This window comes from Catenovulum maritimum (assembly GCF_001050375.1).
Taxonomy (GTDB): domain Bacteria; phylum Pseudomonadota; class Gammaproteobacteria; order Enterobacterales; family Alteromonadaceae; genus Catenovulum; species Catenovulum maritimum.
Map to the genome: position 1 here is coordinate 70,743 of NZ_KQ130490.1, position 14,439 is coordinate 85,181.

At 36.7% G+C, this 14,439-nt stretch carries 13 protein-coding genes; 5 read left to right on the top strand and 8 right to left on the bottom strand.

Annotation, left to right across the window (positions count from 1 at the left end; translation table 11 throughout):
* On the bottom strand, nt 1-1,218 hold the full coding sequence (locus XM47_RS10410) for a pyridoxal phosphate-dependent aminotransferase (RefSeq protein WP_048692396.1): 1,218 nt from the start codon (nt 1,216-1,218) through the stop codon (nt 1-3).
* 395 nt (nt 1,219-1,613) lie between these two features.
* Here XM47_RS10410 and XM47_RS10415 point away from each other — a divergent pair, with 395 nt between their 5' ends.
* Both XM47_RS10415 and XM47_RS10420 read left to right on the top strand, forming a co-directional pair.
* A complete protein-coding gene (locus XM47_RS10415) occupies nt 1,614-2,138 on the top strand; it encodes a hypothetical protein (RefSeq protein ID WP_048692294.1) in 525 nt (174 codons plus the stop codon).
* Nucleotides 2,139-2,165: 27 nt separating this feature from the next.
* Nucleotides 2,166-2,957 carry a DUF2189 domain-containing protein gene (locus XM47_RS10420; protein WP_048692296.1) on the top strand — a complete coding sequence of 264 codons (792 nt, stop codon included), beginning with the start codon at nt 2,166-2,168 and terminating at the stop codon, nt 2,955-2,957.
* Nucleotides 2,958-3,037: 80 nt separating this feature from the next.
* On the opposite strand, the gene XM47_RS10425 is transcribed toward XM47_RS10420, so the two are convergent.
* The 4 genes from XM47_RS10425 to trmB form a co-directional block, all read right to left on the bottom strand.
* The gene (locus XM47_RS10425) at nt 3,038-3,688 is read right to left on the bottom strand and encodes a hypothetical protein (protein ID WP_048692297.1); all 651 of its coding nucleotides are present in this window, start codon (nt 3,686-3,688) and stop codon (nt 3,038-3,040) included.
* 9 nt (nt 3,689-3,697) lie between these two features.
* Nucleotides 3,698-4,651, bottom strand: a complete 954-nt coding sequence (gene rlmF / locus XM47_RS10430) for a 23S rRNA (adenine(1618)-N(6))-methyltransferase RlmF (protein ID WP_048692298.1) — start codon at nt 4,649-4,651, stop codon at nt 3,698-3,700.
* A gap of 201 nt (nt 4,652-4,852) precedes the next feature.
* On the bottom strand, nt 4,853-6,256 hold the full coding sequence (gene rimO / locus XM47_RS10435) for a 30S ribosomal protein S12 methylthiotransferase RimO (RefSeq protein ID WP_048692299.1): 1,404 nt from the start codon (nt 6,254-6,256) through the stop codon (nt 4,853-4,855).
* A 332-nt stretch (nt 6,257-6,588) separates the two neighbouring features.
* The gene (gene trmB / locus XM47_RS10440; protein ID WP_048692300.1) at nt 6,589-7,314 is read right to left on the bottom strand and encodes a tRNA (guanosine(46)-N7)-methyltransferase TrmB; all 726 of its coding nucleotides are present in this window, start codon (nt 7,312-7,314) and stop codon (nt 6,589-6,591) included.
* Between the two features lie 199 nt (nt 7,315-7,513).
* Between trmB and XM47_RS10445 the strand changes: the two genes are divergently transcribed.
* Together XM47_RS10445 and XM47_RS10450 are read left to right on the top strand one after the other, a co-directional pair.
* Nucleotides 7,514-8,986: a glutamate-cysteine ligase family protein gene (locus XM47_RS10445; protein WP_053084544.1), complete on the top strand. Its 1,473-nt coding sequence runs from the start codon at nt 7,514-7,516 to the stop codon at nt 8,984-8,986.
* Nucleotides 8,983-10,008 carry a M14 family metallopeptidase gene (locus XM47_RS10450; RefSeq protein WP_048692302.1) on the top strand — a complete coding sequence of 342 codons (1,026 nt, stop codon included), beginning with the start codon at nt 8,983-8,985 and terminating at the stop codon, nt 10,006-10,008. Before XM47_RS10445 ends, XM47_RS10450 begins: the two co-directional genes overlap by 4 nt.
* Nucleotides 10,009-10,022: 14 nt before the next feature.
* Here XM47_RS10450 and gshB read toward each other — a convergent pair whose 3' ends face one another.
* From gshB to XM47_RS10465, 3 genes are all read right to left on the bottom strand, one after another.
* The gene (gshB, locus tag XM47_RS10455; RefSeq protein ID WP_048692303.1) at nt 10,023-10,976 is read right to left on the bottom strand and encodes a glutathione synthase; all 954 of its coding nucleotides are present in this window, start codon (nt 10,974-10,976) and stop codon (nt 10,023-10,025) included.
* A gap of 133 nt (nt 10,977-11,109) precedes the next feature.
* A complete protein-coding gene (locus tag XM47_RS10460) occupies nt 11,110-11,979 on the bottom strand; it encodes an HDOD domain-containing protein (RefSeq protein ID WP_048692305.1) in 870 nt (289 codons plus the stop codon).
* Nucleotides 11,980-12,099: 120 nt separating this feature from the next.
* Nucleotides 12,100-13,896: a choice-of-anchor I family protein gene (locus XM47_RS10465; RefSeq protein ID WP_048692307.1), complete on the bottom strand. Its 1,797-nt coding sequence runs from the start codon at nt 13,894-13,896 to the stop codon at nt 12,100-12,102.
* A 186-nt stretch (nt 13,897-14,082) separates the two neighbouring features.
* Here XM47_RS10465 and XM47_RS10470 point away from each other — a divergent pair, with 186 nt between their 5' ends.
* A complete protein-coding gene (locus XM47_RS10470; protein ID WP_048692309.1) occupies nt 14,083-14,424 on the top strand; it encodes a HopJ type III effector protein in 342 nt (113 codons plus the stop codon).
* The last annotated feature ends 15 nt before the right edge of the window (nt 14,425-14,439 follow it).

The window sequence follows — 14,439 nt, forward strand, 5'->3', positions numbered from 1 at the left end:
TTATAGCTGCTTATATTGAGATAAAAAGTTTTCTAATTTATCGAGTGCTGTCTCTAAAATTTCAATATGAGGTAAGGTTACAATTCTAAAGTGGTCATGGGTTGGCCAGTTAAACCCAGTACCATGAACCATCAATATTTTTTCTTTACGTAAAAAATCTAAAATAAATTGAACATCGTTAGTGATATTAAATTTTTCAGTATCAATTTTAACGAACAAGTACATAGCACCTTTCGGACGTACGCAGCTTAAGCCATCAATTTGATTAATTCGTTTCCATGCATACATAGTTTGGTCGTATAAGCGACCACCAGGTACGACGAGCTCGTTTATGCTTTGGTAGCCACCCAATGCAGTTTGAATTGCATGTTGGCAAGGTACGTTTGCACACAAACGCATCGACGCAAGCATATCAAGCCCTTCTAGATAGGATTCTGCTATCGATTTATTGCCACTAACCATCATCCAGCCCGCTCTAAATCCTGCGATGCGGTAATTTTTTGATAAGCCACTAAAGGTTAAAAATAATAGGTCATTAGCAAAGCTTGCTGTGGGTTTATGCTTAGTTTCATCGTAAAGCACTTTGTCATAAATTTCGTCACTTAATATGACTAAATTGTGTTTTCTAGCAATTGCAATTATGCCTTTAAGGCATTCGTCTGAGTAAACCGCACCCGTTGGATTATTCGGGTTTATGATGACGATTGCTTTGGTTTTTTCAGTTACTTTTGATTCAATATCTTTTAAATCAGGCGCCCAATCAGCGGCTTCATCACAGACATAATGGACTGGGTTACCGCCAGACAAAGCGACCGAAGCTGTCCAAAGTGGATAATCAGGGCTAGGGATCAGAACTTCGTCACCAAAGTTAACGAGTCCTTGCATCGCCATAACAATTAACTCACTAACACCATTACCAATGAAAATATCTTCGATGTCGACACCACGGATATTTTTTTGTTGGTAATACTGCATAACAGCAACTCGAGCTGAATATAACCCTTTTGAGTCACAATAACCTTGAGCCGTTGGTAAGTTTCTAATGACGTCTTTTAAGATGTCATCTGGCGCATCAAAACCAAACGGGGCAGGGTTTCCAATATTGAGTTTTAAAACCTTATGACCTTCTTCTTCTAATTTTTTGGCTTCTTTTAAAACTGGACCTCGAATGTCGTAGCAAACATGTTTGAGTTTATCGGATTGGACAATTGGTAACATCATGAACCTGAATAAAATATAACGTTATGAATATAGTAACCTTTCTCGTCTTTAAATTGTATCTCTTCTAGTCTGATATTTTGATTTATTAAGCATAAAAAACTATTGTGTATTTTTTGTTAATTTATTTGGTGTTTTTTGTGTTTATTTGAAATTTTTGACTATATTTATAATGCTTGGAGTAAAAAGATCTAAAGGACCATTTTAATGTAGTACCAGTTCACCTAAATTTTTGAGCTATATTTTACGTAGAAAAAAAGTGCGCTAACAAGGCATGAATTGCCGCTACTAGTAAACTAATAGCAAAATTCATAACGCAGTTTACGAGCTTTTTAACCCGTAAAATTGATCAATAATTAGGATGGATTGGTATAAGTAGTATCTGAGGTGTTGTTATGAGTCAGCTACAATATTTAGTGGATGATTTACAGACAGGACAAAGGATTGATCATGATTTAATGGACTTAGGGTTAAAACATAGTGACATTCACTTTGTGGCAAGCGATGAAAAAAAACTTAAAGATTCAAATTTACATTCTGCCAATGTATTTGAAGAAACAGACATATTAAATAGTGGTGTTAAAGGCTCTATCTTAGGTGCATTAACTGCAATGTGTTTTTTTGCATTATTGCCTGGGTTACAGCCACAAGATTGGGTGAGCAGTTTTAGTAATTTTGCCTTAGTTATGTTTGCTTATATAGGCTTGTTTGCTTGGATTGGTTGCCTGATTGGAATGAATAAAGACAATGATAAAATCACAAGGTTTAAGTCTTTATTAGCGAAAGGAAAAGTATTGATATTGATAAATACTCAAAATGACAAAGACGATGAGATTATTCAATCTTTAGCTAAAACACATCCGGAGGCTCAGTTAGTCGCTAATAGAAAAGTTGTGAATAATCCATTTATTGAAGTTTAAATGTGAAGCACTTTAAAGGGGAACGCTATGTCACATACAATGCGAAAAGAAGAAAATGCATTACATGATAATGAGTTGGGTCGAGTTATACCGTGTAATGCTTTAGACTGGACTGATCCATTTAATTGGATGAGATTGGGTTTACTTGATTTGGCCAAAGCACCATTAGTCACTTTATTCTACGGCATCATATTTACATTAGTGCCGCTGGGTATCACATTTTTAGTTGAACAAATGGATAATCACCTAGTGATTGCACCTGCGATAGTTTGTTTTATGCTGGTTGCGCCATTTTTAGCAGCTGGTTTGTACGATGTCAGTTGGGAGTTTGAAAAAGGTCATACTCCGAGCTTATGGCATAGTATTAAAGCCGTTCACAGAAACAGCGTGCATGAATGGGCCTTTGCAATCTTACTGATGGTTGTGATGATTTTTTGGCTCAGAATCGCTTCTATTATTCATGCTTTATACCCACCTTATATTTCGGATGATATGTCTGAACTGATTCCATTTTTAGCTGTTGGAACCATCATAGGTGCTGTATTAGCTAGTGCTGTGTTTATGATAAGTGCCTTTACCCAACCGATATTAGTTGAACGAAAAGTTGATTTGATGACTGCCGTATTGAGCAGTATTAATGCAGTTTGGTCTAATAAATTGGTTATGTGCATTTGGGCTGCAATCATCTTTGTTTGTGTATTAATTGGTTTTGCAACGCAATTTCTAGCATTTTTAGTGTTAATGCCTTTATTGGGCTTTGCGACTTGGCATGGTTATATAGAGACGATTACCACTAAGCGCAAACGTAATTATATGTAATTTATAGTTATCGATAGTTCAGGTTATATAGGTAAGGTGTGTAACTTTATTTATAGTAACCACAGGCAAAGCCAAGCAATTTAATTGCTTGGCTTTTTTCGTTTGATTGATTTGATCACGTCTGTTTGTTTTAGGTTAAGTAGTTTTTGTTGATTCGATTCGTACAAGGTATCACTAAAATATTCTGGATTGTCTAGCTTACCTGAGTTGTACTCTTTAGTAACCTTACTGGTTTTATCGAAACTATCCTGACTGACATAAAAAGTAATGGATTCTTGGTCTATTTGTTTTATTTTGAGTGCGCCATAGCGGGTTTTCACGTGATCGAATAATTTTGTGAAATTAGCGATATAAACATCATTTACTTCAGGGTTATTTAATAAATAGGCTTCACGTTTATTTTTTTGGTCTACGACATAAACCCCAGCAAATATGATTAATGAAAGTATGACAGAGCCTAAATACATAGGTAGGGTTTTATGTAGCTTAAATACATCTGCTCTAATGTATTTAACCCTATCTTTTGGTATTTGCGCTTCGGTTAATTCTAATTGGCAGTTGTTACAACTCAAACTAAGTTGTTTTGAACTGATGAAGCTAGGCACCCAATATAGATGAATATAGTTTAATTTCCCTATTGGCGTAAAATTAAAATGTTTGCAGCGGTTACACTGTAGATCGGTAATTTTCTTACCTTTAATTTCTCTCGATTTTTTTCCATAAAAAAACATCTGATACCTTTAACCTTTTTTAAAACGCCAAGCAATAAACCTAGATTGTTTTTGCCCTTGGCTCATATTAACGATTTTATATTCTGCCAAGTTTAATTTTTCTAGTGATTTTTTTATTGCAGGCAAATTAGATGACTTAGACACAAGGCATGTAAACCAAGTAACTTGTTTAGCAAATTGAATACTTTCTTGAATCATTTGCAAGATAAAGCTAATTTCTCCACCTTTAGTCCAGAGTTCGTTGTCCATTCCAGAGAAATTCAATTTTGAATCTTTTATTGGCTTTGCTGAGTTTTTAGCTAAATTATTTACTTTGCGTAAATTTGCTTTCTCAGCAGACTTTTTTGAGTCATGAAATGGGGGATTACACAAGGTGAGATCATAATACTCATTCGGCTTAATCATATTTTTGAAAATAGCTTGTTTATCCGATTGTAATCTTACTTGGATGAGTCCAGCCAAATTTTGATTTGATTCAATAATTCTTTGCGCGTTCTCAACGGATTTTTTAGCAATATCGGAAGCTACAAACCTCCAATTATAAGCGCGAGCACCTATGATTGGATAAATGCAACTAGCACCTGTACCTATATCTAGAACCTGAGCTGATTTTTGTTGCTGTTTAGGTAACAAGTCAGCTAGATAATGAATGTAATCAGCTCTACCCGGTATAGGTGGGCATAAATTTTTGGCCGCTATGTCCCAATGGTCAATTTGATAAATGTCTTTGAGCAAGGCTTTATTTAATTCGTAAACGGCTTCTGCACAACTAAAATCAATTGTATCTTGCCCGGCAGGGTTAGACTTAACATAGGATTTTAATTTGGGATTTGCTTTGATTAGGCGAGTAAACTGGTATTGACCATTATGAAGATGACGTTTGTGTAGTAAGCCAGCTTTTGCCGCTGGCTTAATTTGCTTATTCAGGCTGAGCTTGGTTCTTTTCTGTAATGGTGTCGACATGGTGAGTTGTTATCCAAAATATAAACCTTGCCCACGATTGTGTCGGACATGCTAACTTGATTGTATTAGATTGACATTAATTGTCCTCAACGACACAAGCAGACGAAACAGCATCAAAATAAACCAGCCAAGCAGTTAAGTATTAACTTACTTGGCTAATACTAAGTGTTTGTCTAACTCGTTAGTCAAAGCGCAACTAGTTTAATTAATCGTTTCAGCCCATAAATCATATTCGTCCGAAGCAATGATTTTTGCTTTAACCACATCGCCTGGGTTTAATTGAGTTTCATAATTTAAGTAAACTAAACCATCAATTTCTGGTGCGTCTGCGAAACAACGTCCAATCGCGCCTTCTTCGTCTACTTCATCTATTAAGATGTCGTAAATTTTACCTACTCGAGTCTTGAGTCTCTCTTCACTAATTTCTTGTTGTAGTTGCATGAAGCGGTGGAATCTTTCTTCTTTAACTTCTTCTGAAATTTGATCTGGTAAATCATTCGCTGTGGCACCTTCAACTGGTGAATATTTGAAGCAGCCAACTCTATCTAATTTAGCTTGTTTTAAAAAGGCGAGTAATTCTTCAAATTCTTCTTCTGTTTCACCAGGGAAGCCAACAATAAAGGTTGAACGAATAACTAACTCAGGACATGTCTCACGCCATTTTTGAATTCTTTGTATCGTTCTGTCTATATTACCCGGACGTTTCATTAACTTAAGAATTCTAGGGCTTGCATGTTGCAGCGGAATATCTAGGTAAGGTAATAATTTACCTTGAGCCATGAGTGGTATTGCATCGTCAACATGTGGGTAAGGGTAGACATAATGTAATCTGACCCAAACACCTAACTTACCAAGTTGTTCGCATAAAGATAAAAAGTTAGTTTTGACAGGCATGCCATCCCAAAACGCAGTTTTATTTTTAGTATCTACGCCGTAAGCTGAAGTGTCTTGTGAAATTACGAGTAACTCTTTAACACCAGCAGCGACTAATCTTTTTGCTTCATTCAATACTTCGTCGATTGGCCTTGATACTAAATCACCTCGCATCGACGGGATAATACAAAAGCTGCATCTGTGATTACAGCCTTCCGATATTTTTAAATAAGCATAATGTTTCGGCGTTAATTTAATACCTTGATCAGGCACTAGATTAATAAAAGGGTTATGTTTTGGTTTTTCAACATGTTGGTGGACTTGCTCTAAAACATTTTGGTATGCATGCGGACCCGTGATACCTAGCACATTTGGATGTACTTCTTTGATCTCGTCTTCTTTAGCACCTAAACAGCCAGTTACTAAAACCTTGCCATTTTCTTTCAGGGCTTCACCAATAGTATCTAGCGATTCTTCAACGGCAGAATCAATAAAACCACAAGTATTTACTATCACGAGTTCAGCATCATCGTAACTTGGTACAACTTCGTAACCTTCGGTACGTAATTGAGTTAAAATTCTTTCAGAATCAACTAGATTTTTTGGACAACCCAAAGAAACGAAACCAATTTTATGGCCTGTACCTTTGGCTGTTTCAGCTTGTTTTGTAATGGTTTTAACTGGGGTTTCTAATGTAGTTGTCTGTTTTGGATCGAAAGTATTTACGGACATTTTAACTCGGTAACTCGCAATAAATTTGCGCTAATTATACAGAAATGCAGCAGGGTATGTATCAAAAAATGTAGTGGCAGAATTAATTTATCCTTAACTGGGGATAAGAAATTAACTAACCCTGTGAAGCTATTGATATTATTAAATTTTTATTTCTTGAGAGGTATTTTTTCTTAGAACAAGGCGAATTTGCGTACCTAATAGCTAGCAATTCAACGCAGTTATCAGGAAAAAAACCTCAAGAAAGCAAGTTGTTATCCGGAATTGAGGTTAATTTAGGGCTTTGGCTCAAGCTCTTATTGGGTTCTAAGCTTGAGCTGTTAACTATTGATTTAGCTTATTTTTTCAAATATTAAATCCCAAACACCATGGCCCAATCTATGGCCTCGTTCTTCAAATTTAGTCAAAGGTCTAAATTCTGGCCTTGGGATGTAGTCTTGTGTTTCGGACTGATTCTTATAACCCGCTTCATTACTCATTACTTCTAGCATATGCTCGGCATAGTTTTCCCAGTCTGTCGCCATATGGAACACGCCGCCTAGACTAAGCTTTGTTCTGATAAGTTGGGCAAATTCAGGTTGGACGATACGTCTTTTGTGGTGACGTTTTTTATGCCAAGGATCAGGGAAAAATAACTGTAATTTCTCCAAACTATTATCTGGTACACAATGATTTAGTACTTCAACTGCATCGTGATTAATCACTTTTAAGTTAGGTACTTTCAGCTCAGCTGCATCTTTAATACAAGCACCAACACCCGGTAGGTGAACTTCCATACCGACAAAGTTTTTATTTGGCTCAGCTTGTGCCATTTTAATTAATGATCCCCCCATACCAAAACCAATTTCAAAAACAATAGGATTGTCATTGCCGAAAATTTCAGACCAATTAAATTTTTCGTTTTTGTATTCGAGACCGTATTCAGACCAATGGTCTTTAATGGCAGTTTCTTGAGCATTCGTCAGACGACCTTGGCGTAAAACAAAGCTTTTTACTTTGCGTATCACTCGGCCACTTTCTTCGGCGCGCTTTAATCTATCTTGGGAATCACTCATCATTTTATGTTTAACTCAATTTGTTTAGGGGGATTAACACCGCACATTATTGTTATCTAAAGTTTGAGTTCAAGCATATTCTTAAATTTTTTGATTTATTCAAAAGTTAAAGGCCAAATATTGCGCTAGATTTTGCTAAAAACTTGAATATTTAGAAACCTATTCCAGACTTATATAAAGTCTAAAATTAATAGGAATATCTATGGGCCAGAAAATTGCCAGTACAGATTTTACCGCCGAAGATTATATTCTTTTTAGACAAAAACTCGTTGCTCAATTAAAACAACTTAAACAGCTAACTCAGCAAACTAGTTTCGGCCAAGGTGAACTCAAAATTGGCGCTGAGCTTGAACTGTATTTGATTGATAAAGCAGGCAAGACAAGTTCGTCTAACCAGTTAGTGTTAGACAAACTAAATGATCCCAATTTTCAATTTGAAATCAACCAATATAACTTAGAGCTTAACTTGCCACCGCTTAAGGTTGAAGATAAAGCCTTATCAAAACTACACCAACAACTCGATGTAAAATTGACTCAGCTAAAAAAAGTAACGGATGAACTCGATATTGGTTTTGCTCAAGTCGGAATTTTACCTAGTTTAGCAGCTCACGATTTGTCGATTAGCAAGATTACGAATCAAGCTAGATACCATTTACTTGTTGAACAGTTAAAAAAATCGAGAGGAGAAGCGTTTAAAATTAACATTCATGGTGTAGATGAATTAGTTACCGAGTTTAACCATGCCACAGCAGAAGGGGCTAATACTTCTTTTCAATTACACCTGATGACACCACCAGAGCAGTTTGGTCGTATTTATAATGCAATATTATTGAGCCAATGCTTAGTCACAGCGGTTGCTGCTAATTCGCCTATTCTATTAGGGAAAAAGCTTTGGCAAGAAACCCGAATTGCCATGTTAAAACAGGTGTTAGATTGTCGAATTAAAGATTACATGCAGTGTCAGCTGCCACCCAGAGTGAATTTTGGTTGTGGTTGGCTGAAACAAGGGGCTTGGGATTTATACGCAGAAGCAGTTTCTGTCTATCCCGTCTTATTGCCTTATTTATTTGAAGCGGAATCAAATAGCCAAGACCTACCTGAACTCAAAGAATTGAATTTACATATTGGGACTGTTTGGGGTTGGAATCGACCTGTTTATTGCCCGAAAAACCACGGCCATATTAGAATCGAATTTAGAGCTTTGCCAGCAGGGCCAACCAATATCGATATGGTCGCTAACGCTGCATTTGCGATTGGCATCGCGATAGGTTTGTCCGAAGAAATAGATGAACTGACGGCAATAACGCCTTTTTATTTGGCTAATTATAACTTTTACCGAGCGGCTCAATTTGGTTTAAATGCCAACATATTATGGCCAAACCTGAATGACTTTCAGCTCAGATCTGAATCTATTTCTGATGTGGTGTTAGCTATGCTGCCTATCGCTAAAAAAGGGTTAGTTAAATATGGATTTGGACTCGAAGATGCTGAAAAGTATCTAAATATTATCCAACAGCGGGTGATAAACAAACAAACAGGTGCAAGCTGGCAAATACAGCAGATCCAACAGCTTGAACAAGAGCATGACACTAAAACTGCGACTAGTTTAATGTTTGAATCATACATAAAGCAGAGTCAACTCGATTTACCCGTCGCAACTTGGAGCTTGTCATGAATATTAAATTAGAAAAATTAAGATACATCAAAGTTGTGCGTCAAAACCTGCCTAAGCAATATGAAGACTGGCTTGCAAGTTTAACAGGGCCTGTCGTGTTTGATGTAGAAGGGAAAATAAAACATAAATGGCGGGTGGTTTCTGTATTAGTTCATGGCAATGAACCATCGGGTTTTATTGCCGTTCACCGTTGGTTATTAAGTTTAGATACGCCCTATACCAATGTTAGGTTTGTAGTATCTTCGGTTGAAGCAGCTAAACAACAACCGCTTTTTTCAACTCGATTTGTCGATGGTGTGACAGATTTAAATCGCAGTTTTAATTCAAAAGATACAAGCTGCGAAGTACAAACGCGGGCGGCAAGTATCAAACAAGCCATTGCCGAAGTTAAACCTGAAGCTGTGGTTGATATGCATAATACATCCGGATCTAGCCCTGCATTTTGTGTCACGACTCGAATTGATATGGCAGTTCAAGCATTAGCTTCTTTTTTTTGTCAAACTGTTATGTATACGCGGTTAAAGTTAGGCTCATTAATGGAACAAGACTTTGATTGTCCAATTGTCACTTTAGAATGCGGTGGCGCTAAAGATCAAATTGCACACGAAATGGCTTATCAGGGCTTGCATGAATTTTTAGCGGTTGAGGATATATTTAGCGGACACCACTTAAAATTGGTCGATATTGTCGAACATCCGCTTAGGTTAGAATTTAACCACGATTATTCTTTAATTTTTGCCGAGCACAAAGATGAAAGCAAAGATGTCACGCTTGTCTCTGATATAGAACAACATAATATGGGAACAACTAGAGCTGACTGTTTTATTGGTTGGAGCAATACAGGGATTGAAGCTTTTACAGTTCGAAACGAGCAGGGCGACGTGCAATCTAGCCACTTACTTTATTGCGAAGAGGGTAAACTATACACAGTCCACCCTATGCGTATTTTTATGGCAACGTCTAATTTAGAAATTGCCAAAAAAGATTGTTTATTTTACGGTTTTTGTGTTGACGAAGCTTAGCCTAGCTCGGCGCGTTAATGTTTGATTAAGGCTTCTACTTCGTCAAATAATTTGCCGGTAATACTCACATCATAAGCGGCTTCAATTTCTTTAATACAGGTTGGGCTAGTGACATTAATTTCTGTTAACTTGTCACCAATTACATCTAAGCCAACAAAAATAAGTCCTTTTTCTTTCAAGGTTGGGCCTACTCTAGCTGCAATCGCTCTGTCTGAATCTGAAAGTGGTCTGGCTTCGCCACGTCCACCAGCGGCTAAATTACCTCGAGTTTCGCCTTTCGCCGGTATTCTCGCCAAACAATAATCAATTGGCTCGCCATTGATCATTAAAATTCTTTTATCGCCATCTTTAATTTCAGGGATAAATTTTTGCGCCATGGCGTATTCAGATTCGTGATTGGTGAGGGTTTCAATGATCACACCTACATTGGAATCGTTTGGTTTTAATCTAAAAATGGATGCGCCGCCCATGCCATCAAGCGGTTTTAAAATAACATCTTGGTGTTCGGCATAAAACTCACGTAATTTTGCAGCGCTTCTTGTCACTAGCGTCACTGGTGTGCAATCGGAAAACCAAGCGGTGAATAACTTCTCGTTGGCATCTCGTAAACTTTGTGGTTTATTTACGATTAAGCTGCCAGCGGATTCAGCGCGTTCCAGTATATAGGTTGCATAGATAAACTCAGTATCAAAAGGTGGATCTTTACGCATAAAAATAGTATCGAGATCGCCTAGTTTAATATCTAATTCATCAGAACTAATTTGATACCATTGCTCAGGATTGTTTTGAACTGTAATTGTTCGGGTTGTTGCTCTGGCTTCACCTTGCTGTAAATATAAATCTTTCATCTCAAGGTAGTAAATTTCATAACCACGTTTTTGCGCTTCTAATAACATGGCAAAACTCGAATCTTTCTTTATATTTATTTGGCTAATTGGATCCATGACGATCCCGAGCTTAATGGTCATATTTTTACCTATTCAGTCTAAAGTTTCTAGCTTGTATATGGGCGCTGTCTTGAGTTAATCAAGCATGAAATTAATATATATGTGAGTTTGTAGAAAATATTACTTTGTAGGGTTTGCCTACAAAGTAATTGAGTTACTTATGGTAGGCGTTATCTAACCCGAAGCCATATAACATTTCACCTATGTCGAATAGTTGAAAATATTCAATTTCGAGTATATCCATTATTTGTTCGTTATACTTTTCCCACTCTAAATCACTGACAGCACCAGCGAGTAATTTACCATTACCAACCATATGTTCAGCTAGTTTTAACACTGAAAACATTTGTTTTTCGGTATAGTTGCCTGTGGCTAAAATTGTTTGGCAAGAATGGTGATAGGCAATAACGGTCGATATTTCATGGCTAAGACCCCAAGATTGGGCGATTAAAAATCCTAATATTTCATGTGAAGACGCGAATGCATTTTCTTCATACTCACTTATGGTTAATTCATCTTGCTCATAAGCGCTTTTTAAAATTTCAGGGTAATTATCAACTTGCTGGCAAACCAGTGCAATGCCGGCATCATGGAACATGCCAATCGAATAAATTTCGTCTATAAAGTCAAAACCAAAAAAGTGGCTGATAGCCATGCAAGCGTCAGCAATTTTCTCTGAAGTCTGCCAAAGGGTATTTAAAAAAGGATCGTTTTCTGCAGAACTAAATTCGTATCTAAGCAGAATGCTTCTAACCAGTTTAAACACTCTTTCTGGCCCTAAGAACATACAAGCATGTTCGATAGATTCTATTTTACGTTTTAAACCAAAAAATGGGGTGTTAACGACTTTAATTGCGAAACCTGCTATGCCCATATCTTTACTGATTAATTGGCCAATAAATCTAGAGTTAGGTTCAGGTTTTTCTAATTCTTTCTGTAGCTGGATTAGTAGGTCGGGCCTAGGGGGAATTGTAAAACCTTCTAAAGACTTCTCAACTTGAGTCATATCCAAAGGTGCGGCCATATAAATCTCCGTTATTATAAATGATACCTTATTAAAATTAGTTGCCGATTAGCGAAAAATCCATTAATTAAAACTAAAAAAAGACCGCGAACGGTCTTTTTTTATAAAGTAATTAAAAAGTTAGTCTTCGATTTGCCATACAGCGACAGAACCAGAAATTTCATTACCTATAATTAATAATGCTTCTCCAGTTGGACTCTTATCTGCTGCAACAAATTTCATACCTTCTGGGGCTAAATCTCCAGTAATGTCAGCACCTTCAACTAAACCTCGGTTGATGAAATAATCAACATATTTAGCATCATATGGATTGTTGATATTATAAACAAAGATACCACCCATACGTTCTAAACCAATAAACGCATAAGTATTATTGCCTACTTTACCAATCGCAACTGATTCAGGCTCTGGTCCTTTATCATCTGAGCGGCTGTCGCCTTCATTTTCGTCTTCATTGTTGTTGAATGCATCTTGATGGAATTGATAAGTTAATTTTTCGATTTGATCGCCAGAATCAAATACTAGATTGCCCATCTCATCAAATATAGAAAAAGAACGTGCACCAAATGCATATAGCGATTGATACTCATTAGCTGAGGTTGAATAGCCTAATGCATGACTCACTTTTAGACGACCTAAACCATCTTTACCACCATTGCTGTCGAACATAGATTGCAGATCTGTACTAAGCGGTGCCATATCATCTAGATCTTTAATTCGAATTTCTTCTAAATAAGAGAAACAAATTTCTTCGTCGTCAAATTCGTATAAGCCATTCGGATGTTTTGTTTCACAAGCCGCTTTATTTTCATCTTCAACTGTACCACCAGATAAAGCATCGTCTATATATTCTCTCGCATCACCTTCATTAGCGGTAACAAAGTAATTTTTGCCATCAACTTGGTAAGTCGCGATTGTATCAGGTTGATACATGCCATATAAATTTGAGTAAGTTGTAAAATTAACGCCGTCTTTATTTGAAACGTCAATTTCATGCATGCCCCAATTTTTGAAACCTAACGGCTTAACTGCTGTGATAGATTTAGTGGTTAAATCTACGATAGCAATTGCGTTATTTTCTTGCATAGAGACGAAAGCAGTTTTGTTATCTTCTGAGATAGCAACATATTCAGGCTCTAAATCTTGCGAGACAGTAATTGCAGCACCAGCTGACATACCTGGGTTAGCAAATTTAACACCTGCTGTTTCAAGTACTGTTTTTTGGTTATCGAATGCATTGAAATCTAGGTTAGTTGCTGTGTCAGCTGGCATACCTGCTGTAATATCAATAATTGAAATTGAACCTTCCGGATCAATTGAGTAATCACCAGATGGCTCACCTTCATTGGCAACAACTACTTGAGTACCATCGTGATTAAACTCAACCATATCAGGTAGGTAGCCCACTTCTACATTCTTAATAAAGCTGACGTTACCGCCAGAAATATCATAAAATGCAATATTACCTTTTGTGCCAGTTGCGTCTGCGGCAATAGCAACAGCAAGTAATTCTGCAGAGTCACTTACTGCAATACTATTTGCATCACCTGCGGTATTAGCAAGTAAGTCAATTGTCATGACAGAAGGTAAATTAACACCAGAACCCGTATTGCCAGTGACAACGCCTTCGCTATCTACGGCTAATTCGCTTGGATTAATATTGCTAGCATCTAATACTTCAACTGTTGGTGTACTGCTTGAGCTGTTTACTGCATATATGTAATTAGTTGAGGCCTGAAACGCAACAATTTCAGCTGCACCTTCAGGTGATTGACTATTTAAGACAGCACGGCCAATAAGTTGAATGTTTAGATCCGTTGACGCGTTTTTTTCTTCATTTTTATCATCGTTAATTTCAATTGTACAAGCACTCAAAGCTGTCACAACTGATAAAGCTAAAATAGATTGTTTAAACATAATTATCTCTTGCAGTTAGTGTATAAAATTTCTGAGTAGAGACTAATTAGGGCGGGTGACAGATTAATGACTGCAATATTAAAAAAATATGTCAGTCAGTTAATTTTTTCGAGTATACAGAGACATTTGAATTTTTCATTGTAGAATAGCGCTTTTAATTTATTGGATATTTTTTTAGGTTTAGTTATGAAAAACACCCTTATTCAAAAAGTCAAAACCAGCCCTAATGCGGTAGAATTTTCAGAAGTAATTGAAACAATAGATTCTAGTTATGAATTTACCCCAACTGAATTTGCCAATGGCGACTTAGTTAATCAAGCTGGACAAAATAATGGTTCTTGCAAAATTTTTGCTTTTGCTAAATTAAACCAATTATCAGACTCTGAAACATTAGCTTTGTTTGGTCATTATTATCGTCAAGATGTTCTTGAGAACCCAGAAGCAGATGATCATCAAAACATACGTAATTTTATTAAAAATGGTTGGTCAGGGATTTCATTTACATCAGATGCTTTAACTGAAGCATAAATTTTTTAAGCCGTT

What these genes read in the sequence shown, in the direction of transcription:
- XM47_RS10410 (WP_048692396.1), bottom strand. Translation starts at nt 1,218, where the DNA reads ATGTTACCAATTGTCCAATCCGATAAACTCAAACATGTTTGCTACGAC.
- XM47_RS10415 (WP_048692294.1), top strand. Translation starts at nt 1,614, where the DNA reads ATGAGTCAGCTACAATATTTAGTGGATGATTTACAGACAGGACAAAGG.
- XM47_RS10420 (WP_048692296.1), top strand. Translation starts at nt 2,166, where the DNA reads ATGTCACATACAATGCGAAAAGAAGAAAATGCATTACATGATAATGAG.
- XM47_RS10425 (WP_048692297.1), bottom strand. Translation starts at nt 3,688, where the DNA reads ATGTTTTTTTATGGAAAAAAATCGAGAGAAATTAAAGGTAAGAAAATT.
- rlmF (WP_048692298.1), bottom strand. Translation starts at nt 4,651, where the DNA reads ATGTCGACACCATTACAGAAAAGAACCAAGCTCAGCCTGAATAAGCAA.
- rimO (WP_048692299.1), bottom strand. Translation starts at nt 6,256, where the DNA reads ATGTCCGTAAATACTTTCGATCCAAAACAGACAACTACATTAGAAACC.
- trmB (WP_048692300.1), bottom strand. Translation starts at nt 7,314, where the DNA reads ATGATGAGTGATTCCCAAGATAGATTAAAGCGCGCCGAAGAAAGTGGC.
- XM47_RS10445 (WP_053084544.1), top strand. Translation starts at nt 7,514, where the DNA reads ATGGGCCAGAAAATTGCCAGTACAGATTTTACCGCCGAAGATTATATT.
- XM47_RS10450 (WP_048692302.1), top strand. Translation starts at nt 8,983, where the DNA reads ATGAATATTAAATTAGAAAAATTAAGATACATCAAAGTTGTGCGTCAA.
- gshB (WP_048692303.1), bottom strand. Translation starts at nt 10,976, where the DNA reads ATGACCATTAAGCTCGGGATCGTCATGGATCCAATTAGCCAAATAAAT.
- XM47_RS10460 (WP_048692305.1), bottom strand. Translation starts at nt 11,979, where the DNA reads ATGGCCGCACCTTTGGATATGACTCAAGTTGAGAAGTCTTTAGAAGGT.
- XM47_RS10465 (WP_048692307.1), bottom strand. Translation starts at nt 13,896, where the DNA reads ATGTTTAAACAATCTATTTTAGCTTTATCAGTTGTGACAGCTTTGAGT.
- XM47_RS10470 (WP_048692309.1), top strand. Translation starts at nt 14,083, where the DNA reads ATGAAAAACACCCTTATTCAAAAAGTCAAAACCAGCCCTAATGCGGTA.